Source organism: Synechococcus sp. PCC 7502 (genome assembly GCF_000317085.1).
In the GTDB taxonomy this organism is placed as follows: domain Bacteria; phylum Cyanobacteriota; class Cyanobacteriia; order Pseudanabaenales; family Pseudanabaenaceae; genus PCC-7502.
Map to the genome: position 1 here is coordinate 2,184,694 of NC_019702.1, position 26,406 is coordinate 2,211,099.

29 protein-coding genes and 1 tRNA gene are annotated in these 26,406 nt (G+C 40.8%); 16 read left to right on the plus strand and 14 right to left on the minus strand.

Features of this window, described 5'->3' with window-relative positions:
- The first annotated feature begins 6 nt into the window (after positions 1 to 6).
- Positions 7 to 891 carry a DUF6671 family protein gene (locus SYN7502_RS10755; RefSeq protein ID WP_015168850.1) on the plus strand — a complete coding sequence of 295 codons (885 nt, stop codon included), beginning with the start codon at positions 7 to 9 and terminating at the stop codon, positions 889 to 891.
- 99 nt (positions 892 to 990) lie between these two features.
- On the opposite strand, the gene SYN7502_RS10760 is transcribed toward SYN7502_RS10755, so the two are convergent.
- A complete protein-coding gene (locus SYN7502_RS10760; RefSeq protein WP_144050202.1) occupies positions 991 to 1,293 on the minus strand; it encodes a hypothetical protein in 303 nt (100 codons plus the stop codon).
- Between the two features lie 170 nt (positions 1,294 to 1,463).
- Between SYN7502_RS10760 and SYN7502_RS10765 the strand changes: the two genes are divergently transcribed.
- Positions 1,464 to 3,035, plus strand: coding sequence for a response regulator (locus SYN7502_RS10765; protein WP_015168852.1), 1,572 nt, complete (start codon positions 1,464 to 1,466; stop codon positions 3,033 to 3,035).
- Positions 3,036 to 3,172: 137 nt separating this feature from the next.
- Entirely contained in the window at positions 3,173 to 5,344 is a 2,172-nt protein-coding gene (locus SYN7502_RS10770) for a glutamine synthetase III family protein (protein WP_015168853.1), read from the plus strand.
- A 197-nt stretch (positions 5,345 to 5,541) separates the two neighbouring features.
- Here SYN7502_RS10770 and psaC read toward each other — a convergent pair whose 3' ends face one another.
- A complete protein-coding gene (gene psaC, locus SYN7502_RS10775) occupies positions 5,542 to 5,787 on the minus strand; it encodes a photosystem I iron-sulfur center protein PsaC (protein ID WP_015168854.1) in 246 nt (81 codons plus the stop codon).
- Positions 5,788 to 6,230: 443 nt separating this feature from the next.
- Between psaC and SYN7502_RS10780 the strand changes: the two genes are divergently transcribed.
- The gene (locus SYN7502_RS10780; RefSeq protein WP_015168855.1) at positions 6,231 to 7,967 is read left to right on the plus strand and encodes an ABC transporter permease; all 1,737 of its coding nucleotides are present in this window, start codon (positions 6,231 to 6,233) and stop codon (positions 7,965 to 7,967) included.
- A 93-nt stretch (positions 7,968 to 8,060) separates the two neighbouring features.
- On the opposite strand, the gene SYN7502_RS10785 is transcribed toward SYN7502_RS10780, so the two are convergent.
- The gene (locus SYN7502_RS10785; protein ID WP_015168856.1) at positions 8,061 to 8,912 is read right to left on the minus strand and encodes a GNAT family N-acetyltransferase; all 852 of its coding nucleotides are present in this window, start codon (positions 8,910 to 8,912) and stop codon (positions 8,061 to 8,063) included.
- Positions 8,913 to 9,255: 343 nt separating this feature from the next.
- Here SYN7502_RS10785 and SYN7502_RS10790 point away from each other — a divergent pair, with 343 nt between their 5' ends.
- Genes SYN7502_RS10790 through petE form a run of 3 tightly spaced genes read left to right on the plus strand, consistent with a single transcriptional unit; the run spans position 9,256 to position 10,382 of the window.
- A complete protein-coding gene (locus SYN7502_RS10790; RefSeq protein ID WP_015168857.1) occupies positions 9,256 to 9,432 on the plus strand; it encodes a hypothetical protein in 177 nt (58 codons plus the stop codon).
- 46 nt (positions 9,433 to 9,478) lie between these two features.
- The gene (gene psbV, locus SYN7502_RS10795) at positions 9,479 to 9,973 is read left to right on the plus strand and encodes a photosystem II cytochrome c-550 (protein WP_015168858.1); all 495 of its coding nucleotides are present in this window, start codon (positions 9,479 to 9,481) and stop codon (positions 9,971 to 9,973) included.
- A 37-nt stretch (positions 9,974 to 10,010) separates the two neighbouring features.
- Positions 10,011 to 10,382, plus strand: coding sequence for a plastocyanin (gene petE / locus SYN7502_RS10800; protein WP_015168859.1), 372 nt, complete (start codon positions 10,011 to 10,013; stop codon positions 10,380 to 10,382).
- A gap of 416 nt (positions 10,383 to 10,798) precedes the next feature.
- Here petE and SYN7502_RS10805 read toward each other — a convergent pair whose 3' ends face one another.
- From SYN7502_RS10805 to SYN7502_RS10820, 4 genes are all read right to left on the minus strand, one after another.
- Positions 10,799 to 11,533, minus strand: a complete 735-nt coding sequence (locus SYN7502_RS10805) for an amino acid ABC transporter ATP-binding protein (RefSeq protein ID WP_015168860.1) — start codon at positions 11,531 to 11,533, stop codon at positions 10,799 to 10,801.
- A gap of 31 nt (positions 11,534 to 11,564) precedes the next feature.
- Positions 11,565 to 12,224, minus strand: a complete 660-nt coding sequence (locus SYN7502_RS10810; RefSeq protein WP_015168861.1) for an amino acid ABC transporter permease — start codon at positions 12,222 to 12,224, stop codon at positions 11,565 to 11,567.
- Positions 12,221 to 13,024: a transporter substrate-binding domain-containing protein gene (locus tag SYN7502_RS10815; protein WP_015168862.1), complete on the minus strand. Its 804-nt coding sequence runs from the start codon at positions 13,022 to 13,024 to the stop codon at positions 12,221 to 12,223. Before SYN7502_RS10815 ends, SYN7502_RS10810 begins: the two co-directional genes overlap by 4 nt.
- A gap of 112 nt (positions 13,025 to 13,136) precedes the next feature.
- On the minus strand, positions 13,137 to 14,690 hold the full coding sequence (locus SYN7502_RS10820) for an iron uptake porin (RefSeq protein WP_015168863.1): 1,554 nt from the start codon (positions 14,688 to 14,690) through the stop codon (positions 13,137 to 13,139).
- Positions 14,691 to 14,956: 266 nt separating this feature from the next.
- On the opposite strand from SYN7502_RS10820, the gene SYN7502_RS10825 reads away from it, so the two are divergent.
- The 4 genes from SYN7502_RS10825 (at position 14,957) to lipA (ending at position 17,284) form a co-directional block, all read left to right on the plus strand.
- Entirely contained in the window at positions 14,957 to 15,589 is a 633-nt protein-coding gene (locus SYN7502_RS10825) for a Uma2 family endonuclease (protein WP_015168864.1), read from the plus strand.
- A gap of 52 nt (positions 15,590 to 15,641) precedes the next feature.
- The gene (locus SYN7502_RS10830) at positions 15,642 to 16,193 is read left to right on the plus strand and encodes a LeuD/DmdB family oxidoreductase small subunit (protein ID WP_015168865.1); all 552 of its coding nucleotides are present in this window, start codon (positions 15,642 to 15,644) and stop codon (positions 16,191 to 16,193) included.
- Positions 16,190 to 16,342 carry a DUF2256 domain-containing protein gene (locus SYN7502_RS18925; protein ID WP_015168866.1) on the plus strand — a complete coding sequence of 51 codons (153 nt, stop codon included), beginning with the start codon at positions 16,190 to 16,192 and terminating at the stop codon, positions 16,340 to 16,342. Before SYN7502_RS10830 ends, SYN7502_RS18925 begins: the two co-directional genes overlap by 4 nt.
- 66 nt (positions 16,343 to 16,408) lie before the next feature.
- The gene (gene lipA, locus SYN7502_RS10835; RefSeq protein WP_015168867.1) at positions 16,409 to 17,284 is read left to right on the plus strand and encodes a lipoyl synthase; all 876 of its coding nucleotides are present in this window, start codon (positions 16,409 to 16,411) and stop codon (positions 17,282 to 17,284) included.
- 48 nt (positions 17,285 to 17,332) lie between these two features.
- Here lipA and SYN7502_RS10840 read toward each other — a convergent pair whose 3' ends face one another.
- The 4 genes from SYN7502_RS10840 to SYN7502_RS10855 all read right to left on the minus strand — a co-directional run bounded on the left by SYN7502_RS10840 (position 17,333) and on the right by SYN7502_RS10855 (position 20,061).
- Positions 17,333 to 17,941: a hypothetical protein gene (locus SYN7502_RS10840; RefSeq protein WP_015168868.1), complete on the minus strand. Its 609-nt coding sequence runs from the start codon at positions 17,939 to 17,941 to the stop codon at positions 17,333 to 17,335.
- A 119-nt stretch (positions 17,942 to 18,060) separates the two neighbouring features.
- On the minus strand, positions 18,061 to 18,630 hold the full coding sequence (gene gmk / locus SYN7502_RS10845) for a guanylate kinase (protein ID WP_015168869.1): 570 nt from the start codon (positions 18,628 to 18,630) through the stop codon (positions 18,061 to 18,063).
- Complete coding sequence (gene remA / locus SYN7502_RS10850; protein WP_015168870.1) at positions 18,614 to 18,883, minus strand: extracellular matrix/biofilm regulator RemA; 270 nt, start codon at positions 18,881 to 18,883, stop codon at positions 18,614 to 18,616. Before remA ends, gmk begins: the two co-directional genes overlap by 17 nt.
- A 278-nt stretch (positions 18,884 to 19,161) precedes the next feature.
- A complete protein-coding gene (locus tag SYN7502_RS10855; RefSeq protein ID WP_015168871.1) occupies positions 19,162 to 20,061 on the minus strand; it encodes a DUF4253 domain-containing protein in 900 nt (299 codons plus the stop codon).
- Between the two features lie 108 nt (positions 20,062 to 20,169).
- Between SYN7502_RS10855 and SYN7502_RS10860 the strand changes: the two genes are divergently transcribed.
- Together SYN7502_RS10860 and isiD are read left to right on the plus strand one after the other, a co-directional pair.
- Positions 20,170 to 20,261, plus strand: a tRNA-Ser gene (locus SYN7502_RS10860).
- A gap of 37 nt (positions 20,262 to 20,298) precedes the next feature.
- Positions 20,299 to 20,520, plus strand: a complete 222-nt coding sequence (isiD, locus tag SYN7502_RS10865; RefSeq protein WP_015168872.1) for a protein IsiD — start codon at positions 20,299 to 20,301, stop codon at positions 20,518 to 20,520.
- Positions 20,521 to 20,529: 9 nt separating this feature from the next.
- Here the strand turns inward: isiD and SYN7502_RS10870 are convergent, their stop codons facing one another.
- The gene (locus SYN7502_RS10870; RefSeq protein WP_015168873.1) at positions 20,530 to 21,297 is read right to left on the minus strand and encodes an RDD family protein; all 768 of its coding nucleotides are present in this window, start codon (positions 21,295 to 21,297) and stop codon (positions 20,530 to 20,532) included.
- Positions 21,298 to 21,330: 33 nt separating this feature from the next.
- Entirely contained in the window at positions 21,331 to 22,143 is an 813-nt protein-coding gene (locus tag SYN7502_RS10875) for a hypothetical protein (RefSeq protein WP_015168874.1), read from the minus strand.
- A 77-nt stretch (positions 22,144 to 22,220) separates the two neighbouring features.
- Between SYN7502_RS10875 and SYN7502_RS10880 the strand changes: the two genes are divergently transcribed.
- From SYN7502_RS10880 to SYN7502_RS10890, 3 genes are all read left to right on the plus strand, one after another.
- Positions 22,221 to 23,180 carry a stage II sporulation protein M gene (locus SYN7502_RS10880; protein ID WP_015168875.1) on the plus strand — a complete coding sequence of 320 codons (960 nt, stop codon included), beginning with the start codon at positions 22,221 to 22,223 and terminating at the stop codon, positions 23,178 to 23,180.
- Between the two features lie 61 nt (positions 23,181 to 23,241).
- A complete protein-coding gene (locus SYN7502_RS10885; RefSeq protein WP_015168876.1) occupies positions 23,242 to 24,222 on the plus strand; it encodes an acetyl-CoA carboxylase carboxyltransferase subunit alpha in 981 nt (326 codons plus the stop codon).
- 24 nt (positions 24,223 to 24,246) lie between these two features.
- A complete protein-coding gene (locus SYN7502_RS10890; RefSeq protein WP_015168877.1) occupies positions 24,247 to 24,807 on the plus strand; it encodes a YkgJ family cysteine cluster protein in 561 nt (186 codons plus the stop codon).
- A 120-nt stretch (positions 24,808 to 24,927) separates the two neighbouring features.
- Here the strand turns inward: SYN7502_RS10890 and SYN7502_RS10895 are convergent, their stop codons facing one another.
- Complete coding sequence (locus SYN7502_RS10895) at positions 24,928 to 26,403, minus strand: cyclic nucleotide-binding domain-containing protein (protein ID WP_015168878.1); 1,476 nt, start codon at positions 26,401 to 26,403, stop codon at positions 24,928 to 24,930.
- Positions 26,404 to 26,406: the final 3 nt, after the last annotated feature.

Genomic DNA, 26,406 nt, shown 5'->3' on the forward strand with positions numbered 1-26,406 from the left:
TTTAAAGTGGTTTCTAGTAATTCCCCCTTAAATTCGATCGAGTTTCAGGATCGTCTTGCCGTAATTGCGACTATGCATCGGAAGGAGATCGTGATCGCGCCAATTTTAGAAACATCATTGGGATTGCGAATCATAGTTCCCCAAGATTTTAGTCAAGATTTTAATAGCGACCTATTTGGTACATTTACCCGTGATATTGATCGCACTAATAGTCAAGTCCAAACAGCCAAACTTAAGGCAGAAAAAGCTATGGAGTTGTTGGATGTGGATTTGGCGATCGCCAGTGAAGGTAGTTTCTTTCCCCATCCCTTCTTAGGTATTCCCTTTAATCGTGAAATCGTCTTAATCAGAGATCGTAATTATGACTTCACAGTATATGGAGAATTCCTATCTACAGATACCAATTTCAATCATCAAGAGGTCTCTAGCTATCAGGAAGCCTATGAGTTCGCCCTACGGGCAGGATTTCCGAATCATGGAATTGTGATCATGCCTGATGCTCATACCTCTGCCAAGGAAGCAATTTATAAGGGCATAATCTCTGAAGAAATGCTCAAGAAATCCGTCAATGAACTATTAAAGCGATCGCCCCAAATCCATATTGAAACTGATATGCGCGCACTCTACAATCCCACAAGGATGAATAATATTGCAAAAGCCACCCAAGTCCTAGTTCGCAAACTTCAACAACTTTGTCCTAATTGTAATTTTGTGAATTTCGACGTAGCTGAGAGTATTCCAGGTTTACCCTGTGAACTATGTGGACTTCCCACTCAAGTTACTCGTTCTCATATATATGGCTGTGATCGCTGCAATTTTAAACAGGAAATACTATTCCCCGATGGAAATCAAACTAGTGATCCTATGTACTGCTCTTACTGTAATCCTTAAAGGAATTGTTAAAGGGTGGTTCAAGCCATTGGTTTCACTTATATTTTGTGCCAATGGGGGTATCTGCAAATAATAAGGGGGCGATCGCTGCGGCAGTGCCTAATCGAGAATCAAGGTTTCTTCAATACTGAAATATTGATCGATGCGATCGCATAAACCAGATGCCGTTAAACTCTGTACATTGGAACTAATAATATAACTTTGGGATGGGGAAGCCCGAAAAGCCGCAAATGCCTCATTACAATAGGCAAGTTTAGAATCGGGTAATGCCTTAAGCCAATCGTCGCCCTTAATAATTCCTGATAGTACGGGTGCGCCATTTTGAGGCTGAACAACCCGTCGAGATGTTGCCGCATTCACAGGGCTAGGTAAAGCTAAGGGCAAAATTACTAAAAAAAGCACCAGATACTTAAATAAATAATTAACTAAGCAATTAGTAAGACTTTTAAGCGAATTTCGTATGATAAAAAATGGTTTTTGCATAATATTGAGATTCAAATGTTTACTCTACCTAAGGGACTCGGGTAAGATTATGTAATGTATGTCATCCTAGAACATTTACTAGAGCATTTATGAGTGCAGAATTGAGTCCTAAAAATATTGTAGTTATCACTCATGATGCCTCTGAGCATGATGTTTTTGCCCTGCTATGGCAACAAGGTTACTCAGTTCAAGCCAGTGGCTTAAATAATGAAGCGATGCTGGCATTTGCCGATTTAGTAATCATAGCTGATCAACTTTTAGGGCATTATAATTACCAAGATATTCAAAATTTTTACGAAATCCTTAATAGTAAATATGCAGATACTCCCGTAATTTCCTTAGAAGGTTATGGACAGTTATCAGGAACCCAAATATCTTTATTTCTCGGGGATGTTAGCGATCGCCTGCAATATAGCACCAAGATTAAGCAGCTTAAACAACAAAACTTAGACCTGATCAATCAACTGCAAAAAAATAAAGATACATCCGAGTTGGCATTAACAACCCAAAGTGAATTTTTAACACGCATTAGCCATGAATTTCGCACTCCCTTAAATGCCATTTTGGGATTTTCTCAACTCATGAGTTGGGATCAACTTTTAACTACTGAGCAACGCGGCTATACCGAAATCATTTATCAAAGCGGTAAACAACTTTTATCCTTAATTAATGACATCCTCGAAATGTCTAAAATCCATTCCCATCGCCTTGAAATAGATAAAAAAGTATTTGTGGTGCGGGAAATGATTAACGATCTAAAGCATATTTTTAATCCCAAAACCGAGAAAAAAAACCTAGAACTCATCCTTAATATTGCCGAAGAAGTACCAGTCTGCATCCAGTCCGATGAAACCAAGCTTAGACAAATACTCGTAAATATCCTGAATACTGCGGTGCAATCTACCCAAGCAGGAAGCATTACCGTAAATATATTTATAGCTGGGAATCCCTTGAGTAAAGTCTTAACCCTAGTCTTTGAAATTAAAGATACTGGGTTAGGCATTCATCATCTTGAAGTTGAGAGGATTTTTGAGCCTTTTGTCCAAAGTGGGATTAAGTTTGAAGATGGAACTGGCTTAGGACTTTCTATTAGTAAGCACTTTGCTTCATTGTTAGGTGGAGAGCTACAAGTTAAAAGCGAACTAGGGGAGGGAACCACATTTACCCTAAGTATTCCAGTGGAATTTCCCATTAGCTTAAATACATTTAGTAGCGATCGCCCATTGCAATTAGGGAATCAATTAGGTGATCAAACCACCGTATCCAGTTTAAAAATCCTGTTAGCTGAGGATAGTCTTGTTGATCAAAAAGTTTTAGTCAGAATCCTGAATAAAATGGGTTACGCCGTAGATGTGGCTAGGGATGGACTAGAGGTATTAGCAGCCCTAGAGCATAAGTGCTATGACATTATTTTTATGGATGTACAAATGCCCAACATGGACGGTATTGAGGCAACTAAGGAAATTTTACAAAGATTTAATAACGCTCCTGTTATTATTGCCCTGACGGCTGGAGCATTACCCGAAAATCGCAATCGCTGTATTGAAGCTGGGATGAATGAGTTTATGACTAAGCCCATCCGACCCAAGCAGCTAAAAATCGTCTTAGATCACTGGGAACACCAACTTTCCAGCGGCAATTTCTATGGATTAGTTAATTAGTTTAATTTAGTCAACTAGTAAATGATCAAAAATTTGTCTATGAGTAACTTTTCGTGGGTAGATTACTTGTTACGATGATCCACTATTCCAAATTCATCTAAGTCAAACGCACCCAAGTCAGTAACTGAGGAAACACAATGAGTAGCAACGCGTCACGCCTGCAATCCATACAAAAAATTACGAATCGTGAAACACTAAGCCTTAATCCGCCCGGTCGTCTGGAAGATTTATGGGCAACAGATGTATTTAGCCTAAGCAAAATGCAGGCAAGTCTTCCTAAAAATGTCTTCAAATCCTTAAAGAAAACTATTCAAACTGGTGAGACCATTGATCCTTCCATTGCTGATGTGGTAGCGATCGCCATGAAAGATTGGGCAATTTCTAAAGGCGCACTGTACTATGCCCACGTTTTTTACCCGCTTACCAATGCCACCGCAGAAAAGCATGATGGTTTTATCTCTGTCCAAAGTGATGGTTCTGTAATCTCAGAGTTCTCAGGTAAATTACTAGTTCAAGGTGAGCCTGATGGGTCTTCCTTCCCTAATGGTGGTATTCGTTCTACCTTTGAGGCACGGGGCTATACTGCTTGGGATGTGACCAGTCCTGCCTACATTATGGAAACCGATAACGGTGCTACCCTTTGCATTCCGACCGTATTCGTATCTTGGACGGGAGAAGCATTAGATAAAAAGACTCCTCTACTACGTTCCAATGCCGCCATGAATAAGGCTGCCACTAAAGTTCTTAAACTATTAGGAAATACCGAAGTTGCTCCTGTTAATTCTAGCTGTGGAGCTGAGCAAGAATACTTTTTAGTCGATGCCAACTTTGCCAACAGCCGTCCCGATTTACTCTTGGCGGGAAGAACTCTATTTGGTAAACCTGCTGCGAAGGGACAACAATTTGATGATCACTACTTTGGTGCCATTCCAGAGCGAGTGCAGTTATTTATGCAGGAAGTAGAAGAAAGAGCATACAGACTTGGTATTCCTGCTAAAACTAGACATAACGAAGTTGCCCCTGGACAATTTGAAATCGCCCCATTTTTTGAGGCTGCCAACGTAGCCACGGATCACCAACAGCTACTGATGACCCTTTTACGAATTACCGCTAAGAAGCATGGTTTTGTCTGTTTACTCCATGAAAAGCCTTTCAAAGGTATTAATGGCTCTGGTAAGCACGTTAACTGGTCTGTTGGTAATGCCACTCAGGGTAATTTGCTTGATCCCGGTGATACCCCCCATAGCAATGCTCAGTTCTTGGTATTCTGTGGAGCCGTAATTAGAGGGGTGCATTTATACGGTTCTCTATTGCGGGCTGTAATTGCGACTGCTAGTAATGATCATAGACTGGGTGCCAACGAGGCTCCTCCTGCGATTATGTCTGTGTACTTGGGTTCCCAACTAGAGGATGTATTCGAGCAGATTAAACAGGGCGACGTTAAAGGCTCTAAGTCTAAAGGCTTGATGAATATTGGGGTTGATACCTTACCTATTTTCCCTAAAGACCCCGGCGATCGCAATCGTACATCTCCATTTGCATTTACAGGAAATCGCTTTGAATTCCGCGCTGTAGGTTCTGGTCAATCGGTGGCAGGTCCATTGGTTGCTATGAATACAATTTTGGCGGATTCCTTAACTTGGATCGCTGGTGCGCTAGAGGCTGAATTAGCAAAGGGAACAGAGTTAAATACTGCGATTCATTTAATTCTAAAACAAGTTATAGACGAGCATGGTGCTGTAGTCTTTAACGGAAATGGTTATTCTGAAGAATGGCATAAACTGGCTGCGGAAAGAGGTTTACCAAATCTCCGTACGGCGGCTGATGCTCTGCCAGTATTAAAACAACCTCACATTGTCGAACTCTTTGAAAGATTGGGTGTTCTCAGTCCCGTTGAGCTAGCAAGCCGATTTGATACCTATGCTGAACAGTACATTCTTTCCATTGAAGTCGAAGCAAAATTGGTAATTAGTATCGCCAAAACTATTATTTATCCTGCTGCTGTTACCTATTTAACTAGATTGTCTGGGGCGATCGCTTCTTTGAAAGAAGTTGGCGTAGAGTTATCAACAGAGACTGCAGAAAAAGTTGCTGGTTTAGTGAAGTCATTAACCGATACTGTAAGTAAGTTAGAAACAGCTTTACATAACCATGATTTTGAGTCCACTGAAGACCACCTGCAATATTCAGCTAAAACTATTCGTCCATTAATGGATAGCGTTAGAGAATTTGCAGATGCCCTAGAAGGTGAAGTTGCCGATGAGCTTTGGACTCTGCCCACCTATCAAGAAATGCTATTTATTAAGTAAGAATCTTCATCTATTTAATTTATCTATCTAAATTTAGAATGAATTAACTGAATAGATTAACTAATGGGGGCTATGCCCCTTTTTTATTTTTGAAGCTTAGTTGAGCCTACAGGTATTGTAGCCACATAAAATTACAAAAAAAGAGTGCCTAAAGACACCCTGCCAAATATTTGAGAATATGTTAAAAATAATAACAACTAATATGTCAAAGCTAAGCTACGACTGGTTTCCGCACCTAAATAAACACGGATACTTAAGAAATCAGTGGGGCAAGCAGTTTCGCAACGCTTACAACCAATGCAGTCCTCGGTACGGGGAGAAGAGGCAATTTGACCTGCCTTACATCCATCCCAAGGAACCATCTCTAAAACATCAGTAGGACACGCTCTTACACATTGAGTGCAGCCAATACAGGTATCGTATATTTTTACTGAATGGGACATTTTGTACTACTCCAGTGATGTTGCAGCTAAATTTAGCCACAGGTTAATCAAGATTAAGTTTATCGTAGAGGTTTGATCTAACTACTTACTAGAGGTCATAACTTAAGACAAATTAACATTTCAACGAACTAGTTAATAGAACATGACTTAAGCAATATAAATGAAAAAAAATTTAAAAAGGGTTTGGCGCAAAGCCCAAACTGAGGGTGTAGACCTCAAACTTACTTCTGCCAGTACATTGTAAATTTAAGTGCGTAAGTCCTGTGTACTTGCTCAAATAGTTACAAATAGCTAAAAACCTGAGCATGTGGGAAAATACAATTCCCCTAAGCACTGTTTGATCCCAATTGTTAACCTAGACTTAGTCTTAGCTTTTTAAGTTCCTAATGTTAATGGGGCATATTGAGCTATAACCGTAGTTTTAATTTTTAAGTTTAGAGAATATGTATCCTGTAGATCGCGATCGCAAAGTTAAGTCTCGTTCTCAGCTAGATTTACGAGATTTAGTCCTGTTTGCTGCCTTAATTGCTCTGATCTTTGCCATTATTCGCATTGGCTCAGAGTTTGGCGGTGTTTATAAATCCGATCTAAAAATTGAAACCGATATTAGTCTATTGCCTGCCTATACGGGGCAAACTCTTTTACGCATGACTTTTGCATATTTATTATCCTTGGGATTTACCTTGGTTTATGCCTATATTGCCTATCGCTCTAGGGTAGCGGCGATGGTTTTGTTGCCATTACTAGATATTTTGCAGTCGATTCCAGTGTTGTCATTTTTGCCAGGTGTAGTTTTAGCATTAGTGGCATTGTTTCCCGGTCAAAGGATTGGCGTAGAAATTGCTTCCGTGGTTTTAATTTTTACAGGGATGACATGGAACATGACTTTTAGTTTTTATCAGTCCCTTTCTAGTATTCCCCGTGAGCTAATTGAGGCAGCTAATACCTATCGGTTGAATGCTTGGCAAAGATTTTGGACTTTGGAATTACCCTCTGGCATTATTGGCTTGGTTTGGAATAGTGTAATGTCAGTGGCAGGGGGTTGGTTTTTCTTAATTGCGATCGAGTCTTTTACCTTGGGGAAGAAAGATTTTCGGCTACCCGGATTAGGTTCTTTTTTGGGGGCGGCAGCAGCTAAGGGAGATTTTGGGGCGATCGCTTGGGGGTTGATAGTTTTAATTAGCGTAATTATTGCCATAGATTTTTTAATTTGGCAGCCTGCGATCGCTTGGGCAGAGAAATTTAAGTATGAAACCAGTGGTGAAAAGAACCCGCCTGAGTCGGTAGTTTTAGATTGGATTAGGCGATCGCCAACCTTAAGAGCATTTGATCAACAGCTATTTCAACCTCTGCGGACAGCTTTGGATCAAGGTATGGTTTGGGCATTTCCTCCACAAATTGTCACTAAGTCTCATAAACGTTCTTCGGTGGCAATGCAGTGGGCTAACTGGCTATTTTTAAGTGGTTTTGGCTTAATTGTGCTGTGGGGAACATGGGAAGCTTTAATGCTGTTGAAAGTAATTAGTCTTGAAGATTGGGGCAGAGTGCTAACAGGAGCCTTACTCACTGCCTTAAGGGTAATCACAGCATTAATATTATCTTTACTATGGACTGTCCCTGTGGGGGTAGCGATCGGGCGTAATCCTCGACTGGCAAAGCTATTACAACCTATTGTCCAAATTGCAGCTTCTGTTCCTGCGACGGCACTATTTCCAGTATTATTACTTGCCCTTGCTCAAATTGGCGGTGGATTGCAAATTGGCTCGATTATGCTAATGCTATTGGGAACTATGTGGTATGTGCTATTTAATGTAATTGCAGGGGCGCAGTCAATTCCTGCGGATTTATTTGAAGTAGCAAAGGTTTATAAGCTAAATCGGATTCAACGTTGGCGGACTGTGATCTTACCTGGTATTTTTCCCTATTTGGTCACAGGTATAATTACGGCGGTGGGTGGTGCATGGAATGCAAGTATTGTTAGTGAATATATTGAATTTCAGGGTAAAACCATCTCAACACCGGGTTTGGGGGCTACGATCTCGCAAGCTACGGCTACTGGTAACTTTCCGTTGTTATTAGCGGCAACAGCAGTTATGTCTTTGTTAGTGGTTATGACGAATCGGCTGGTGTGGAGACCTTTATATCGCATTGCCCATGAAAAGTACCAACTTTTAGGATAAAAACAGGTTAGAAAGTCTATTAGAGTAAGCGACTTTGAGAATTTTATACTCTCGCAAGAATTTACTATTTCACCTGCTGTCCAAAGAGTGAATTTAACCTAGCTCTAAAGTCGTTACTCCATAAATTTTATGCACAGGCATGATGGGGGGGGATTGGGTGTACATTCTGGTGGTTTCAAATACCAATGACATACCATAACTTTTTGCGAGTACCATAGCTGCTTGATTAATTTCAGGCATATCAATAAACACAAGACTACCAGCAGGGGCATAAGCCAAGAGCGACTCTAATAGGCGGGCTGCGAGTTCAGGAGAATCGGCACATAAAGAACCAATGCGAAATCCACCATGACAAGCCCGAATTACCCCATGAGCTACCAGTTCTTGATTTTGGATAATTCCTAAGGCTGTACCATATTTTTGTTTAATCCATGATTGCCAGAATTTAGGGCGGGGAACAGGAAAAATATCACAGGCTAAAACTTGGGAAAGAGGTAGTTCTGATAGAGACACTAGGTTAGGATTCTTACTTATACCTCCTGTACCTAAAGTTTGAAAACGTAAATGTCGATAGGCAATTTTAAAACCTGATTTTTGATAGTTGCTTTGTTGGGCAATAACTCCATCTAAACCAATATTACGTTCTTGATGTTTCCCTTGTAAATATTCCATAGCTCGATGCCATAGGGCAATGCCAAAGCCTTGATGACGAAATTCTGGTTGAACAATATAAAACCCAATAAATCCGTAACTATGATCATAGGCTACACCTGAAATACAGCCGACAGGTTCACCATCCCAAAACCCCATAAAAAAGCCCTGTGGGTCAACGGGATAGTAATGATTGGCATCATCTATTCCTGGTTTCCAACCCTCTTGTTCTGCCCATTGCAGAGGAATTACTAATTCTTGGTGAGTAATAGAACGAATATGGAAGTCTTGCATGGATTTAACTTGCTTAGATTTAAAGTGAAAGCTTCTTAAATAAACCTGACTAAATCAATCTGTTGGTAGTGATCAAGAGGGCATGGAAAACCCAGAAATAAACTATTCTCCATGTTAAGAAAGAAGAATCAGACTATTTGAATAGGCGATCGCATTCCTAAACTGACCGATAAAATAACGTATTTTTAAAGTTTAGTATTTTAGTGAATCATTATTTTGGTGAGAATTAGGATTTAGATTAGTTTTGATCGCACCAAGATTTGGTAGATTAAAGTACTTGGATCAAAGCTTTCTTGGTTTTTATACCTGATTTTTATAAAGTTTTATAAAGTGTGACTAATTTATGGGTTTTGCTGATTTATCCATTGAAGAAATTGCTGAAGACTATAATCTTACGGTAGCGTTGGTTTGTGAGATTTGCGATCGCCTCAATATTTCTTATCAAGACCCCAAAACCAAATTAGGACTAGAAGATGCAAAAGCCATAATACTTGTGGCACAAAGTCAAATAAAATCGTAGTAGATTTATATCTAACTTTAATTATTTAGCAAGACTACATACCTGCATGAAAAATATCTATAAGTATCTAGTGTTGGCGATCGCCGTGGTTACTCTGGCATGGCAGTTATCGACACCTAATGTTTGGGCTGCTGCTGACTCTGCCGAATTACGCACCCTACAGTTAAATGCTGACAAAACTATTACATTCTCTGCTAAAGAACTAGCAAAGGGCAAGAAATTATTCTCCAGTGCCTGTGCCAACTGTCATGTGGGCGGAGCAACATTTACCAACCCCAACGTTGGACTTGACCCTCAAACCCTAGCTTTAGCAACTCCCCGCCGAGATACAGTCGAAGGCTTAGTAGATTACTTGAAAAATCCTACTACCTATGACGGTGTAGATGAAATCTATGAACTCCATCCTAGTTTGAGAAGTACAGATATTTTCCCAACTATGCGTGGCTTAACTGACAAAGATTTAAAACTAATTGCTGGCTATATGCTTTACCAACCTAAGGTAAGAGGTATTGGCTGGGGTGGCGGTAAGATCTACTATTAAGATAATATTAAAAATACAACCCTAACATTACAATTCCATGAAAACCGTAACTTCTTATTTCAAACAGGTAGCCCTTGTAGTTTTAGGCTTATTAGTTGCCTTTAATTTCTTTACTGCAAACGTTGCTGCTGAAACCTATACTGTCAAAATGGGTTCTGATAAAGGTGCATTAGTATTTGAGCCTAAGGATATTATTATTAAGCCCGGTGACACCATTAAATGGATCAACAACAAGGCATATCCCCATAATATTATCGTTCAAGGTGAAGCTGAGTTATCTCATAAAAAACTACTAGTAAAACCTGCCGCCGAAGTTGAAAGCACTTTTACCGCCCCCGGTGAATATAGTTACTACTGTACTCCCCATCGTGGTGCTGGCATGGTTGGCAAGGTAACTGTTCAAGGCTAATTAATTATCTATTTGATACCTTTGGGGGAGCTTTATCGCTTCCCTTTTTTATGCTTATTTTCAATATGGGAATTCAAAAGAAATAGTCTTCCCATTTTAGAACTGCACCCTAATATTAGAATCATTAATAATCTGCAAATCCCTAAAGAATAAGACTTACGCACTCAAATTAGTAAAGTTCTGACAAAACGGAGTTTCAGGGCGTAGCTCTCAATTGGGGCTTTGCCCCAAACCTATTATAAAATCTGGGTTTTTCTTTTATCCTGCGTAAGTCCTAAAGAATTAATGGCGTTGCATAATGAAGTATGAGCCAAAGATTTCTTAAAGGCTATGAATAGTATCCAGCATAAACTCTAATTTCTAGAGTTTGTTCATTTCATACCTAAATCTGCAACGCCGAATTAATGAATGAAGAATTAAAGCATTTTTTCCAAAAACTGTTTTGCCCGATCGCACTGGGGTTGAGAAAAGAAATCACTGGGAGCCGCATCTTCAGCTAGTTTTCCTCCATCTAAAAAGAAAATTCGATCAGCTACTTCCCGCGCAAAATTCATTTCATGGGTGACGATCGCCATAGTAATACCCGTAGAAGTTAACGATTTCATTACATCTAATACTTCCTTTACCATCTCTGGATCGAGAGCAGAGGTAGGCTCATCAAATAAAATCACCTCTGGTTCCATTGCCAAAGAGCGAGCGATCGCTACCCGTTGTTTTTGTCCTCCCGATAATCTGGACGGGAAAACCTCCGCTTTTTCTTGGAGTCCAACTTTTGCTAATAAGGCTTTACCTTTTTCATTTGCCTCTTCTTTGTCAATTTTTTTAATCTTGATCGGAGCGTAGGTAATATTTTCTAAAACGGTTTTGTGAGGAAAAAGATGAAAATGCTGAAATACCATGCCGATATTTTGACGAATTTTAGCGACATCCTTAATCGCACTCAGATCAGTACCATTGAAATAAATCCTACCGCCCGTCGGTTTTTCCAAGAGATTCAAACATCTTAAGAATGTGGATTTCCCACAACCTGAAGGACCTATGATGGCAACAACTTCACCCTTATGAATATTTGTAGTTATCCCCTTAAGAACATGGAGCTTACCAAAGGATTTATTTAGTTCTTCTACTTGAATTATGCGATCGCCTGCCATATTTCTCTCCCAAAACTTACTCTTACCTAGCCTAGTCAATCCGCCGCATCCATTTCTCCAGAGACGATGCCCCAAAGGTTAAGGTAATTACCAATACATAGTAAATAACCCCTGCAATCATTAATGGTTCAAAATAGATATACTTCTCAGCCCCTACAATCTGAGCACTTCTAAGAATATCAACCGCCCCAATCGTTGAGACTAAAGCCGAATCCTTTAATAAAGCTATACTTTCATTTACCAGTGCGGGCAGAATATTTTTTAATGCTTGGGGCAGAATAATATCCCACATATACAGCAAGTACGGCACGCCCAAAGACATAGCGGCTTCCCTTTGTCCTTTATCAACCGCTAATATTCCACCTCTGATAGTTTCAGATACATAGGCACCAGAGTTAAGGGAGAAAGTAATTACCCCTGCTTGCAGCGCCGAAATGTTATAGCCCGTAAGCTGTGGTGTGGCAAAATAAACCAAAGTCAGCATTAAAATCAAAGGTACGCCCCTAAATATAGAGGTGTATGCTTGGGCAAAGTAATCAAGGGGCTTAATCCCAGAAATTTTAAATAGGGATAAAACTACACCCCAAATAAACCCAAATAATGCTGATAGTAGGGTAAATTGAAAAGTTGTAGGAATTCCGTTAAGGATAAAAGGGATAGAACCCCAAACTTTAGAAAACTCTAAGTTCATTTGTTAGCTTGCCCAAACCATTTTGTTGCTAATTTATCAATTTCGCCCGATTCCTTCATCTTTTTCAGCACTTTATTAAAGTCTTCAACATTAGCTGAACCTTTCGGGAAGGCAACGGCTGCCCCTGATGCTCCTTCGGAAGGTAAAACATTAAATTCCACATCGGGGTTACTAGCTTTAAAACCCGTAGCTACGGTATCTTCAATAATTGCCGCATCCAGACGCTTAGACTTCACTTCTTGAATAATTTCAGGAATTTTATTGAGGCTAACGATCTGAATATTCTTAACTTTTTTTAAAATTTCCTTGAGGTTTCCTTCTTGAATCGAACCTAGTTGTACCCCAACTTTTAAACCAGATAACTGTTCAGCTTTAGTTAAGTTTTTACCTTTTAAAGACAAAATCGTATCCTTGGCATCGTAGTACAAAATCGAGAAATCTACGCTCTTAGTACGTTCAGGGGTTGGAGTCATCCCTGCCATGACAAAATCCGCTTTTTTCGCCTGAATTGCGGGAATTAGCCCATCGAAATTAGTTTCATTAATCTTGAGCTCAAATCCGAGTTCTTTAGCAATGTATTTAGCAATATCCACATCAAATCCCACGATTTCTTTGCTCCCACTTGAAGTGTCATAAAACTCATAGGGTGGATAGTCGGGAGAAGTAACCATAGTCAGTACTTTGGTTGTACTAGGAGTTGTGGTTGCTGTTGGAGGTGTAGCTTGTTCGCATCCAGATAGTGTCCCAACAGTTATAGATGTTAAGCAGGCGATCGCCCAAAATGCCGTTCTACGTTTCATAGGTATTAACTAGGTATTAACAATGCAAAAGATAGCTGGATAAAAAGTAGAAAAAGCAGCAGAGGTTAATTAAATCCATCTACTGCTTACGATTTAGATAAAACGTAACTGATTAGAATACAAAGGATGTTCTGAGAACACCAACAACTACACCGCTATTAGCAGGGTCTTGATTTGGTCTGGTTAGATAGATAATGCCAGGAGTAATAGAGATATTCTTGCCAAGTTGGAACCTGTAGGAACCTTCAATGTGGAAACCAGTAGCACCATCAGCAGAAACGCCTGCACCACTTGAGACTACAGTAGGTTGTTGACCAAAGGTAATAGCAGCAAGATTACCCTCTTTGAATAAGTCAGGGAAGACAAACTGTACAGCATAGTTAATAATTTGGGCATTACCTGTGAACGCACTAGATGAAGCATTAGTGTAACCGAACCAGCCTGCCAACTGGAACTTATCAGAGAAGTCATAGCGTGCTTGAATAGCACCAGTGTTTCCAGTTACATTTGGGGATGGAACCTTAGACTTCAAACTGCCCGCAAGAGTATCAACGCCAAAAGCAGGGGAGAAAGTATTAGCGTAGAACAGACCTAAGTTCAATTTACCAAAGTAGGCATTCAGGTTTGCAAAGATCATACGACCTCCACCAGTTACGCCAACTGATGGGCTAGCAGAAGCTCCAGCCTCAGCGATGTATCCAGCAGTACCAACAAAGTTATCACTGAACTTATAACTTAAGCTACCACCTGCTGCACCTGAGCCAGTGGTGAACGGATAAAGAGAAGGATTACTGTTGGCAAAATTGGAAATAGCCCCCGTAGCATAGCTACCTAGAGGAGTTACGGAGTCAACGCCAATGTAAGTAACATCAGTAATGCTAGTACCAACATATACTGTGAGCTTATCAGTTAGAGGGAAATTGTAGATTAGGTTATCAAGGATAAAAGTATTCCCTGTGGAACTACTTGGTAGAAGTCTGATTTCATCAGGACTGGGAGCGCTATTAAGTGCGACATTTTGAGCTGCCAAGCGAACGTTTAGGTTGTCTTTACCAGTGAAGCTGGTGTCAAAGTTTAGGCGAACCCTAGTACTAAGGGTAACATTATTAGAAAAGCCGTTGGCATTATTCGCAGCAGTCAAAAAGGTAATGACTTCAGCATTTAACTTAGTTACTGTAGAAAACTGTTGCGCTTCAAGGGTTTCTACTTTAGATTCTAAAGCATCGACACGTCCCTTAAGAGCAGTTAACTCAGCCGCAAATTCAGTTTGCAGTTTTTGCAAAGTAGCTAGGTCTGCTTTTCCAACTTTGTCAGCAAGTCCAGTGGAGATTAGCTCGTTAATTTTGTCTAAGCAAGCATTTAAACCAGCAGCAAATTCATAGCGGCTTAAGGCACGGCTGCCACGATAGGTACCATTGGGATAGCCAGCAATACAACCATAGCGTTCTACAAGGGATTGCAATGCTGTAAATGCCCAATCAGTGGGTTGTACGTCGGAAAGTTGGGAAACAGAAGTTACTTGGGATAGGGTGCCGCCAGTTTCCTTAGATAGTTTTTGTAATGTGCTAGCGGAGGGTTCTACGGATTGAGTATCAGCAAAGGCTGTTGGAGCCAATCCACCTAGGGCAGCGATTACTCCTAGGGTTGCAATAGTAAATTTTTTCATTTTATGGTCTCACACCTATAAGGTTAGTTGGTACTTATGCTGTCTAAATCTACAGAATATTTAGACTTTAGTTCTGTATATTTTAATACAAACTCATGTGCTTAAGGATACCAAGTTTAACGTATTGGGTACCTAAATGCCTAGCGATCGCTAGAATAGTTAACATAATTTCGTAAAAACTTGAGATTCATAATCTCCCCCCTACTCGAATCTCTTACTCAAATTCAAGACTGCTAAAATCATTAAAAGTGCAGGCTCTAAAAGCTATGGTTATTTCCAACTCTCCATCACCACTAACCATCCTTGAAAATGGCGATCGCCTCAATCGAGAAGAATTTGAGCGGCGTTATACAGCATCAAAAATTAAAAAAGCAGAACTCATCGAAAGCATCGTACACGTGGCATCTCCCCTACTCTATACCCCCGATGGTAAACCTCACAGCAATATCATCACTTGGCTTGGTACATATCAAGCAGTGATCGCAGGACTAGAAGTTGGGATCGAGCCTACAGTCCGCCTTGATGATGATAACGAACCTCAGCCTGATGCTGTACTGTTCCGTGTCAATGGCAATGCTAAAATTGATGCCGATGGATATATCTCAGGTGCACCCGAACTCATCGCCGAAATTGCCGCTAGTACCGTCTCCTACGATCTGCACAGCAAAAAACGTACTTATGAACGTAATGGGGTAAAGGAATACATAGTTTGGCGGACATTAGATCGTCAAGTTGATTGGTTCATCCTTGAAAATGGTAAATATAATAAATTAGAACCTGATGAATTAGGAACTATCCGTAGCCAAGAGTTTGCAGGTTTGTGGCTAAATGTAACAGCAATCTTAAGCAATGATATGTCAGCAGTTCTTAAAACATTGCAGGATGGACTATATAATTAATCAAATTCTATAGATACGGGATTTGTAATTAACTAAAAAATTAACTAAAGCTATGAGTAAGATCGTTAAAGGAATAGTATTTGTTGTGGATGACAATATTGACACCGATCAAATCATTCCTGCAGAATACTTAACTTTGGTTCCTTCCAAGCCTGATGAGTACGAAAAACTAGGTAGTTATGCCATGATTGGGCTACCCGATCGCTTTGGTAAATTCATCCCTGAAGGAGCAGCTAAAACCCCATACCCAATTATTATTGCGGGGGAAAATTTTGGTTGTGGCTCCTCCCGTGAACATGCCCCGATCGCCCTAGGAGCATCTGGGGTAGAAGTAGTAGTGGCACAGTCATACGCCCGAATTTTCTTTAGAAATAGCACTGCCACAGGGGAATTATATCCTTGGGAATCTATCGATAGGCTTTGCGATCGCTTTAGCACTGGACAGGTAGCAATCCTAGACTTTGACCACAACCAAATTACCAACGAAACTACGGGTGAAGTGTTTGCCCTCAAGCCCCTCGGCGATGTTGCCCCAGTCATTGACGCAGGAGGACTGTTTGCCTACGCCCGTCAGACAGGTATGATTCCTACACTGGCTAAATGAGCTACAAGGGCAATAAATTCCATCTACCTACTAAAATTTGTGTCACCTGTGGCAAACCTTTTACTTGGCGCAAAAAATGGGAAAGATGTTGGGATGAGGTTAAGTATTGTAGCGATCGCTGTCGCAGGCAAAAATCTACTAATACCTAGTAAAAGCTTCACTAAAGTTCGAGATATTTACAACAAAGTTGAGGTTACTAATTCCCCATAGAAATTATGAATAAAGCCGCACTGCCACGATTACCGCAATGGCTAAGACCTAAAATTGGTAGGGCAAGTGAGATTTCGACTGTGCAGCAGATTATTAAATCTCGAAATATTCACACCATTTGCGAGGAAGGTAGATGTCCTAATCGGGCGGAATGCTATGCCAATAAGACAGCAACTTTTTTGTTAATGGGAGCAACCTGTACCCGTAATTGTGGCTTTTGCCAAGTGGATAAAGGTCATGCCCCGATCGCTTTAGATCAAGATGAACCGCGTAAAATAGCAGAGGCGATCGCTTTACTAGGACTGGAGTATGTAGTTTTAACTTCCGTTGCCCGTGATGATTTATCCGATCAGGGTGCTAAGCATTTTGTGGATGTGATGCAGGCAATTCGCCAGATTAACTCCAAACACAAACCAGAGATTAAAATAGAGGTTTTGACCCCAGACTTTAGAGGCGATCGTACCTGCATCGAAACCGTAGTTAAAGCATTACCCGTATGTTACAACCATAATATTGAAACAGTACAGCGATTACAGGGTGTGGTGCGGCGAGGTGCTAAATACGATCGCTCCCTTGGGGTACTACAAACCGTGAAAGAACTAAATCCTCAGATCAAAACCAAGTCTGGATTAATGGTGGGTCATGGTGAAACTGCTCAAGAAATTAGAGAAACCATGATTGATCTGCGTACTGTTGGCGTTGATCACCTTACCATTGGGCAGTATCTGCAACCTAGCCTAGAGCATTTACCCGTTCGTAAATATTGGACACCTGCGGAATTTATAGAATTAAAAGTGATCGCCCTTGAAATTGGCTTTACCCATGTGGAATCAGGGGCATTGGTACGCAGTTCCTATCACGCTGGACACTATTTTGATTAATTTCTGATAAATTCTAGAATTAAATTCTTCTCTAGCTTTCTTATCAATTCAATTTGGAGATTTTAAGCGAATGAGCCATGATAATTTCTTTTGCTTTAAATCTGGACAATCAACAATAAAGTTATTAATTTCCAAGGGCAATTGTTTCTTACTTTTAGCTCTTCTTAGCTTTTCCTCGGAGCAGCCTAAAATATTTGCAGCTTCGGCGGTACTCCAAAAGCGCATAGTCAAGTTTGGCGGTGGATTCTGAAGTTTTGTCGCAATCTGATCCCAAGTATGAACATAGGCATCTGTAGCTTCTTCGTGGGCAATTACGACAACTTGCTCTGGGGAAACTTCGGGATCGGAGATCGCTTCACTGGATTCATTGGGACTATAAATCTCCGTATCCACATAAACTGTAAAATTAAGGAGGTCTTCCCAACTTTTAACATCAGCAGCATCACTACCAATTTCTGCGTTATTAATTAAGTTAGAGTTTGAAAAACTAGAGGCTAAATTGGGCTTAGAGTCAGTCTGTTTAAGACGGGATATTAGCTCTTCTAAAACCTCGGCGATCGCTCCATGATTTTCGGGACTATAAAGACTGCTTAGTTCTTCAATTAAAGTTCTAAGTTCTATGGGTATAAAAAACTCTGGCTGTGAATCTTTTACCACAGTAATACCTTAATACCTTCTTAATTTAATGCCTGTGGATAAATGTCGATATTTTACTATAGAGTTTCTCAGTTGGTAAGAGTTAAATTTTGTACCCCACTTTAAAAATAAAATAAAAACTAAAAATTAAAAATGGCTTGTTCGAGTTCAGCTAAAGCCGTTGCTAAATCATTATTAATAATTACTTGATCAAATTCCCCACTCGCTGCTATTTCCACCTGAGCATGATCTAAACGACGGGCGATCGCAGATTCATCATCTTGGGAACGTTGGCGCAATCGTTGTTCTAATACCTGCATTGACGGTGGGGCAATAAATATTTTTTGAGCATCGGGATAGCTTTGGGAAATTTGCCTAGCTCCTTTTAGTTCTATTTCAAGAATCACAATTTTGGCTTGGGCGATCGCAGCTTCTACGGGTTCCCTCGGTGTGCCGTACAAGTTACCAGCATATTCTGCCCATTCCAGAAACATACATGCTGCTTGCTTTTGCTCAAATTCTGTCCGACTATAAAAAAAATAATTTACCCCATCTGTTTCTCCGTCTCGGGGGGGACGAGTTGTACCTGATACAGAAAATACAAACTGTTCAGGATACTTAGTGGCTAGGGCATTAAGCAATGTTCCTTTGCCCACCCCACTAGGACCTGTAACTACCAGCAACTTCCCTTTTTTATTCTGGTATGACATCCTTGACATCTTTGGCAGCAATAAATCGATTGGCAACGGTTTCAGGTTGAATAGCGGATAAAACCACATGCTCAGAGTCGGTTATGATTACAGCACGAGTGCGGCGACCATAGGTAGCATCGATTAAATGTCCCCGTTCCCGTGCATCGGTAATAATGCGTTTGATTGGCGCAGATTCGGGGCTAACGATCGCCACCACTCTACCAGCAGCAACGATATTTCCGAAGCCAATATTGATTAGCTTGATGTCCATATTAATAAAAGATTTATGAGAGATTAATGGAATAAATAAGTAAATTTTTGATTAAAGCCTGATCATTATAGGATTAAACGAAACTAATCTTGAGCTTTAGTCGTGTTTTTTAACTTTAAGCAAGTACCATTAATCATCTTCAAATTAAGCATTCAAAATATCCTTAAAAAATAGTCATATCGTTCATCAGTTAGTCACTTGAAGCAAAAATAATATCCTCAAATATTTCTGTAACTTTGGCAAAACTGATCCCATATTTTTAGATATTTTATTGGGTTTTATGGTCGTTCATGGATAAACCAGCGATCGAGTTTCAGTAAAGCCCTTGCATGATTGCGGATTGATACTCCAGGTAAAAATGTAGTACATGGGGCTAAAGCTACCTGTTGCCATGCCAGTTCAAATGCCTTATTGAAATCTGTAGGTGGACGTTCCACAAAAAATTGCAACATGGTGCCATAATGACAAACTAATTCCGCTCCGAAGTCTCGATGCCATTGTCTGATTAGAGGTATTGCATGTTTAGAACCACCAAACCATGATAAATAGGCTAGGGCATTCCAACTATGGGGATTTGGTAATAAAACTAATACTAAAGCTTGATCTCTAGGCTCAAACCAATCTTGATAGCCTAAGTCTATAGTTGGAGTCAAGTTATGCTGCTGTTCCCATTTAAGTAAATAACGCTCGACATCAACAATTGTCTGAATTTCTTTTGAGCCCCAAATTTCTGATTCTGAAGGAATTATGCCAAACTTAGACTCAGTATTTTCTAGTTCAAATTGAAGCTGTTTTCTTAAATTGTGAGTAAAAGTTTGCGATTCAGATCTTAAACACTCAGCCAAGTAATCGTCATTATATAAATCTACCCTAGCAATCATTGCCTCTGGGGATAACTGTTCGGGGTATTCTTCATCAAAATAAAATCGACTAAATAAATCAGCATCAAGCATAGACTGTTCCCAAGTGCTAAGGTTTCTCCCCCACGAGGTAGTTATAACTGGGTATCTTTGGGTTTGAGCTAGATGACTTTTAAGCAATTTCCAGGCTGCAATCTTATTTTCTGGGGTAATAGCAATAGCGATCGCCACATCTTTAGTTCTAGGAATTTCCAGTTCCATCATCTGGGCATGTGCCAAAAATGATCCTTGTAGCAGTGCCTGTATATCTTTAAGCATTTTTTGGGGTTTCTAAAGTTTAATTAAGTTTAGTATCAGGAATGAAGAGACAGTAAAAATATTTGCACTCAAGAATTGAAATCTGATAAAGTATTAGTCCTACAATTAGGAGAGGTGGCAGAGTGGTCGAATGCGGCAGATTGCTAATCTGTTGTACGGCAGGTAACTCCGTACCGAGGGTTCAAATCCCTCCCTCTCCGTTCTTTATCCTAATTAATACTAAATTAATGCTAACTAATGGTGGATGTCATGACTACTTTACAGCCAGAAATTGATATCGCCAAGCTTACCCCAGCCGATGTTGCGAATTTAGCGGCTCGGTTAGAAAAAGATGATTATGATAATGCCTTTGATGGTTTAAGAGATTGGCATTTATTGCGATCGCTACTATTTCACCGTGCGGATTTGATTGAACCTTACTATCACCTCTTGGATATAGAAACCTACGACGAGTGTTAATTGTGCTGATTAATTTTGTTGTTGATATGCTAAATATACTGCTTCTAAAAATAGCTCGGAGCTAACTTGCGGTGGTACTGTTTCTAAACTAATTAACTCCTTGAGTTGCTTACCAAGTTTACGACTTAATTCTAGTCTGGCACTAGGCTCCATGTCTTTGCGCCGTTTTAGGTATTCCTTAATTACCGCAAAGTCATCGGGTAATAGTGCAGTAACATCAGCTTCTTCTAGTAATTGATTTGCTATAGCTTGAGCTTGATCGGAGATTACAAATTTATCAGGGTTATTACTGCGCCGTTCCTCTTGAACCACAATGGTGCCAGCCACCCAATCCCCAAGGCGTTTTTCCTTGGCGTTAAACACAATAAATATTGCCCCTAGGGAAAAAGTATCATCAATGGGTCTGAGCAAAGCCCGTAAAGTTGCCTGTTGAATGCCAATGGGTTTACCATTATCTTGAATAACCCGAATTTTAACGAAGCGTTTCCCTGGTGTTTGCCCTTGCCACAGGGTTTCAAAAAATACAAAATAGCCGACATAGATAAAGAATGTTAAGAGCAAGGTAATAGCAAAAGCCCAAGCACCAAACTGGGATGCAATATTTGCAGGAATTTGGGTAGAGAGTATCCCCCAAGTGAACAGCACCACAATTAAAATACTGCCCCAGACTAGGTAATCAATCATTAGAGCCAATGCCCGATTACCGATCCCTGCTAGGGTGAATTCCAGTTCAACGCTTTCTGGGGTGGAGAGGGTGACTTGATTAAAAAATCGCATATTGTTTTTAATTCTAGGTGTTTAGCTTAGATATTAGGTTTCAGAATCTCGCAGTTGCAAATCTAATCCCTCGCGGCGATTACGCAGATCAAAGAAGATTACGGCTTTAATTGCCTGCCAAAAGGGCATGACTAAGGCACCACCACCTAAGCTAAAGATCAACGAGATGGCATACACAACCCAATAGGCTGAAGAACTGGGATCAAAGGAGATGAGGGCAATCTGGGGAACCACTCCCGTCACACTTTGAATGGGAATTGTGACTAAAAAAGCTACAAGTATAATTCCTTGAATTCTCCCAATTGAAGCTTTTGTTAATTGCCAACTTCTTTGCATACTGGTGCCGACCTTAAAACCAGTTTCTACTGCTAAGGGTAATTCCGCCACAAACCAACGGGAAATTAACCCCACCACCACAATGATCGTTAAAATAAACATACCAAGGGTGAATAAGCCAATGAGAATAGCAGCAATCACTCCCGATTTGGATAGAAGGCTTAAGGCTGTGAAGGCAATTGCAAAAAACAGGAAATAGAAACCTAAATACACCAAAAATATACGAATCCCTATGGCGATCGCTAATATAATAAATGACCAAAACTTCTTATTAACTTGGTTTCGAGCTTCACTATTAGACTCTGGCTGTCCCGTTAATTCCCCAAAGCAAAGGCGACAAACTAGGGCAGATTCAGCAAAACACCTTGCCCAGCCGTAAATAGGGATTAGCAGCCATAGATGGGCAAATATGGAGAGGCGTAAATATCGCCAAAAATTGGAACTATAAAGTCGAATTGAAGCATTAACTACGTTGCCAATTGTTAGAAGCCCAAGGGGTTTGCTGGTCATTTATTTAGAGCGGTATTAAAGTGGTAGTAGTTAGAATTAATATAAGGGATTTAGGGTGAGGCAGGAATTAAAAATTCATGAATATACAACGGTGGATTGCTAGGCGAGAGACAAACTGGAGGCAACTGGAGCAGCTATTAACCCAAGTAGAAAAGCGTGGTTTGAAATCCTTAAATGCGGGTGAAATTGGGATTTTGGCAAGTTTATATCGTTCGGTTTCCGCAGATTTGGCAAGGGCAAGAACTCACAATGTTGGTAATACTTTAATTCAAGACCTGCAAACTCTAACAGCAAGGAGCTATAACCAGATTTATCAAGGCGATCGCCAAAAGGATACAAATGCCATTAAAGATTTCTATATATGGGGACTACCCTCTGTAATTCAGCAAACATGGGGCTACATTGCGGTGGCGTTTGGTATATTCCTATTAGGAGCTTTAGTGGCTTGGTGGTTTTCATGGCAGGACCCGATGTTTATGGCTTTGGTTGTACCTGAAGGATTAATTAGAATGGTGCGCGATCGCCATGAGCTATGGATGGGTTCGATCCTAGGCAATGAACCTTTAGCATCTAGTAACATCATGATTAATAACATGGCGGTGTCTTTTAATGCGATTGCTGGGGGGATTACAGGGGGAGTATTTAGTGCTTACTTACTATTTTTTAATGGTTTATTAATTGGAGCGATCGCAGTTTTAGTGGGGCAGAATGGTCTGGCATTTCCCTTTTGGGCGTTTGTATTTCCACATGGCTCCTTGGAATTACCCGCAATTTTTATCGCAGGGGGGGCAGGCTTATTAATTGCGAGGGCGTTACTCTTACCAGGGCAGTATCGGCGGGTAGATGCCTTTAGGGTGTATGGTTCCCAAGCGGCACAACTGGTCTATGGCATTATTCCCATGTTATTGATTGCAGGAGCAATCGAAGGCTTTATTTCGCCTAATCCTGCCATTCCCGATTTACTAAAATATGCCATTGGCATGCTGCTGTTTGTGTTGTTAATCCTTTACTGTCAACGGCAACAACAACCAGATTAGGCTAAAATTTAGGTCAAGGTTTATTTTTTGCACCAAGCCTAATCAAGCTTTAGATACAAACATGTCCGATCGCCCCATCCTCCTTGACTTTGAAAAGCCCATCGTTGAGCTAGAAAATCGTATTGATCAAATTCGCAATCTCGCTAAAGAAAATGGAGTTGATGTGAGCGATCAAATTCAACAACTAGAAAAGCGTGCCGATCAACTGCGCCGAGAAATATTTACAACCCTATCGCCCATCCAAAGAATTCAAATTGCTCGTCATCCCCGCCGTCCCAGCACCTTGGATTATATTCAAGCAATTACCGATGAATGGATAGAACTCCACGGCGATCGCCACGGTAATGATGATCCTGCCCTTGTGGGTGGTATTGCCAAGCTGAATGGTCAGGGCTGTTTAATTTTGGGACACCAAAAGGGTAGAGATACTAAAGATAATGTGGCGCGTAACTTTGGAATGGCATCACCCGGTGGCTATCGCAAGGCATTAAGGCTGATGGAACATGCCAATCGGTTTGGGATGCCAATTATTACTTTTATTGATACCCCCGGGGCATATCCGGGTATTGCAGCAGAGGAACAGGGACAGGGTGAGGCGATCGCTGTGAATTTACGCGAGATGTTTAATTTTGAAGTCCCAATTATCTGCACTGTGATTGGTGAAGGTGGATCGGGTGGAGCATTGGGCATTGGCGTAGGGGATCACATTATGATGTTTGAAAATTCCGTATATTCAGTGATTTCTCCCGAAGGTTGTGCGGCAATTTTATGGAAGGATGCCACGAAAGCGAATAAAGCAGCAGAGGCATTGCGGATTACAGCTTTTGACTTAAAGCAACTGGGCATTGTGGATGAAGTCCTATCAGAACCCGATGGAGGAGCGCATCGATCGCCACTGCAAACAGCCCAAACCCTAAAAGCGGCAATTATTAATAATTTGGCAAAACTCAACCTCATGACTAAAAGCGATCGCCAAGAGCGCAGGTATCAAAAATTTCGCAAAATGGGAGTATTTCTGGAACTAGAGCGTGAGCTAAATTAGGCTTGACTGTATTCCCAAAACTATATGCTGGAACTCATCGATCAAATTAACAAAATCTATAGAGCGATCGATCAACAGATAGAAGTCTTACAACAGGCATCGGGTTTGCAATGTCCTAGCGGCTGCGGTAAATGCTGCGAAAATCCTCAAGTGGAAACTACAGTTCTTGAAGTTCTACCTCTAGCATTAGAGTTAGTGCAAAGAGATGAGGCTGAATATTGGTTAGAACAGGCTGCCCATGCTAACCACTCAGGAGTCTGTATTTTTTATCAGCCCGATCACCTAGTTGCAGGTAATGGACGTTGTGGCGTATATGCTTGGCGACCCTCCCTGTGTCGATTGTTTGGTTTTGCCAGTATTACCAATAAGCATGGGCAGTCAGAATTAGCAGCTTGTAAAATTCATAAACAAACTATGCCCGAAGTGCTGGCAACATTACCCATAGAACTAGCTCCCAATTTTAGTGACTACTCCATGCAGTTGCGAAACCTGAACCCCGATCAAAGTGATTTACTGCCAATTAATACCGCTATGGCGATCGCTATCAATAAAGTTGGGTTGCTGCGAGATTATCAAGATTATTAAGACTGGGATTAAATTCCCATAAAATTCACTAAAAAAGGAGGTTATGAGCCTCCCTTGAAACTGTTAGATATTTTTTATTTCTAGACTACTAGTGGATCGTAAATAAAGTACTTGCGAGGCTTATTTACTTTCTTTACGTCCCATCACCCAAGAGATCCCTATTGTCTTAACATCTGGGGGGGTAATTGGTTCAAGCCCTGCTAATAGCAAAAACTCTGCTAGCTCGGACGAGGTACGATAGTATGGCGACCACTCTAAGATGTGCTTGATCAATAATCGGTCAGGATGCTCAGGACTAATATTTGTTAGGAGTACGGTTCCTTGGTCTGCTAATTGTGTAGAGATCCATTGCAAAACCAAAATCAATTGCTCATCAGTTAAATAATCAAGCAATCCGAAACTATAGATAAACTGTTGCGGTGGTAAGGTCAATTTTTCTTGCCCTTTTGCTAACAGCAATAAGTCATTTTGGATCAGAGTCATACGCTTTGCACAACCTAACTTTTCTGCTGCTTGCCTAGTTTTGTGTAGGGCGATCAAGTCCTGACAAATCAGGGTTACATGGAGCGAAGGTATCTTCGGCAATACATCGAGCAACTCAAGCGCAGCACCACTGGTTAGACTAAGAATGGATGTAGAAGGTTGTTGACCATAGTGCTGTAGAAGTTGGACGAGTTCTTGCCGCCCCTGCCGTCGGTTTTGGCAAAACTGTGTTGCGAGAAACCAACTGTCAATGAACTCACCAATCCAGCCATCTCCTTCCGCTTCATTAGCATAGATGAGTTGGTTGGTTTCGTAGCCATCGACTAAGCCACGTGGACGGGTATAGCAATGGGCAATGGTTGTGCTCTGCATCATCAAAGGAAACAATTCTCTAAATACATAGTCGCCGATGCCTGACTCCACTTGGTCTAAGTCCCGAAAGGCTAACAAATTACTCCAAGCTGAATCAATTAAAGATTCTCCTTGGCTATGCTTGCTAAGGGAGTCCATAAGTTGGGTACAGGCATTATACGTCTGGGTTTGCGCCTGAATGCTCGTGATCTGCCGAGATCGCACTTGTTGCTCAATCTGAGTCATGGTTTTCTTAAATTTTTCTACATCATCCACAAGGATGGGGGGAATCTGGCGTTCACTAATATTTCCAGTCCGCGTTGGGCGATGGCTTTGGTCATTTCTTTGGGAGAGTTGCTCTGAGACAGCGCGTAATCGCTGAGACAGCGTCACGGCTAAGGATTGATAAAAACGGGACGAAAAGCCAGGTAAAGAATTAAGTAAAGAACGTAGGGATAGCTCTTCGATTACGTCCACTTCGACTTCAGAGGCGGCGATGACTGAGGCACTGGCTCCATCTTGTTGCTCCAACAAGGACATTTCACCAAAAACAGCACCTACACCCAATTGGCTGAGGGCAATTCCCTTTCCTTGGTATTCACGTTCTACTTGAACATAACCCCGACGCAGGATAAAAATACTGCGAAGAGAATATCCTTCGGCGATAATAATTTCTCCAGTGGCAAAGAATTTTCGGATCGCAATCTCACCAAGGGCTTGCCAATCGCTGCTAGTGAGGTAAACTAAGGTTTCATTTTTCATATT

Excerpts from the sequence above, each read along its gene's own strand:
- remA (WP_015168870.1), bottom strand. The coding sequence starts at position 18,883 with ATGGACATCAAGCTAATCAATATTGGCTTCGGAAATATCGTTGCTGCT.
- SYN7502_RS10855 (WP_015168871.1), bottom strand. The coding sequence starts at position 20,061 with ATGCTTAAAGATATACAGGCACTGCTACAAGGATCATTTTTGGCACAT.
- SYN7502_RS10815 (WP_015168862.1), bottom strand. The coding sequence starts at position 13,024 with ATGAAACGTAGAACGGCATTTTGGGCGATCGCCTGCTTAACATCTATA.
- SYN7502_RS10805 (WP_015168860.1), bottom strand. The coding sequence starts at position 11,533 with ATGGCAGGCGATCGCATAATTCAAGTAGAAGAACTAAATAAATCCTTT.
- SYN7502_RS10820 (WP_015168863.1), bottom strand. The coding sequence starts at position 14,690 with ATGAAAAAATTTACTATTGCAACCCTAGGAGTAATCGCTGCCCTAGGT.
- SYN7502_RS10830 (WP_015168865.1), top strand. The coding sequence starts at position 15,642 with ATGAGTAAGATCGTTAAAGGAATAGTATTTGTTGTGGATGACAATATT.
- isiD (WP_015168872.1), top strand. The coding sequence starts at position 20,299 with ATGGTGGATGTCATGACTACTTTACAGCCAGAAATTGATATCGCCAAG.
- psaC (WP_015168854.1), bottom strand. The coding sequence starts at position 5,787 with ATGTCCCATTCAGTAAAAATATACGATACCTGTATTGGCTGCACTCAA.
- lipA (WP_015168867.1), top strand. The coding sequence starts at position 16,409 with ATGAATAAAGCCGCACTGCCACGATTACCGCAATGGCTAAGACCTAAA.
- SYN7502_RS10885 (WP_015168876.1), top strand. The coding sequence starts at position 23,242 with ATGTCCGATCGCCCCATCCTCCTTGACTTTGAAAAGCCCATCGTTGAG.
- SYN7502_RS10880 (WP_015168875.1), top strand. The coding sequence starts at position 22,221 with ATGAATATACAACGGTGGATTGCTAGGCGAGAGACAAACTGGAGGCAA.
- psbV (WP_015168858.1), top strand. The coding sequence starts at position 9,479 with ATGAAAAATATCTATAAGTATCTAGTGTTGGCGATCGCCGTGGTTACT.
- gmk (WP_015168869.1), bottom strand. The coding sequence starts at position 18,630 with ATGTCATACCAGAATAAAAAAGGGAAGTTGCTGGTAGTTACAGGTCCT.
- SYN7502_RS10875 (WP_015168874.1), bottom strand. The coding sequence starts at position 22,143 with ATGACCAGCAAACCCCTTGGGCTTCTAACAATTGGCAACGTAGTTAAT.
- SYN7502_RS10825 (WP_015168864.1), top strand. The coding sequence starts at position 14,957 with ATGGTTATTTCCAACTCTCCATCACCACTAACCATCCTTGAAAATGGC.
- SYN7502_RS10770 (WP_015168853.1), top strand. The coding sequence starts at position 3,173 with ATGAGTAGCAACGCGTCACGCCTGCAATCCATACAAAAAATTACGAAT.
- SYN7502_RS10765 (WP_015168852.1), top strand. The coding sequence starts at position 1,464 with ATGAGTGCAGAATTGAGTCCTAAAAATATTGTAGTTATCACTCATGAT.
- SYN7502_RS18925 (WP_015168866.1), top strand. The coding sequence starts at position 16,190 with ATGAGCTACAAGGGCAATAAATTCCATCTACCTACTAAAATTTGTGTC.
- SYN7502_RS10890 (WP_015168877.1), top strand. The coding sequence starts at position 24,247 with ATGCTGGAACTCATCGATCAAATTAACAAAATCTATAGAGCGATCGAT.
- SYN7502_RS10785 (WP_015168856.1), bottom strand. The coding sequence starts at position 8,912 with ATGCAAGACTTCCATATTCGTTCTATTACTCACCAAGAATTAGTAATT.
- SYN7502_RS10870 (WP_015168873.1), bottom strand. The coding sequence starts at position 21,297 with ATGCGATTTTTTAATCAAGTCACCCTCTCCACCCCAGAAAGCGTTGAA.
- SYN7502_RS10810 (WP_015168861.1), bottom strand. The coding sequence starts at position 12,224 with ATGAACTTAGAGTTTTCTAAAGTTTGGGGTTCTATCCCTTTTATCCTT.
- SYN7502_RS10790 (WP_015168857.1), top strand. The coding sequence starts at position 9,256 with ATGGGTTTTGCTGATTTATCCATTGAAGAAATTGCTGAAGACTATAAT.
- SYN7502_RS10895 (WP_015168878.1), bottom strand. The coding sequence starts at position 26,403 with ATGAAAAATGAAACCTTAGTTTACCTCACTAGCAGCGATTGGCAAGCC.
- petE (WP_015168859.1), top strand. The coding sequence starts at position 10,011 with ATGAAAACCGTAACTTCTTATTTCAAACAGGTAGCCCTTGTAGTTTTA.
- SYN7502_RS10780 (WP_015168855.1), top strand. The coding sequence starts at position 6,231 with ATGTATCCTGTAGATCGCGATCGCAAAGTTAAGTCTCGTTCTCAGCTA.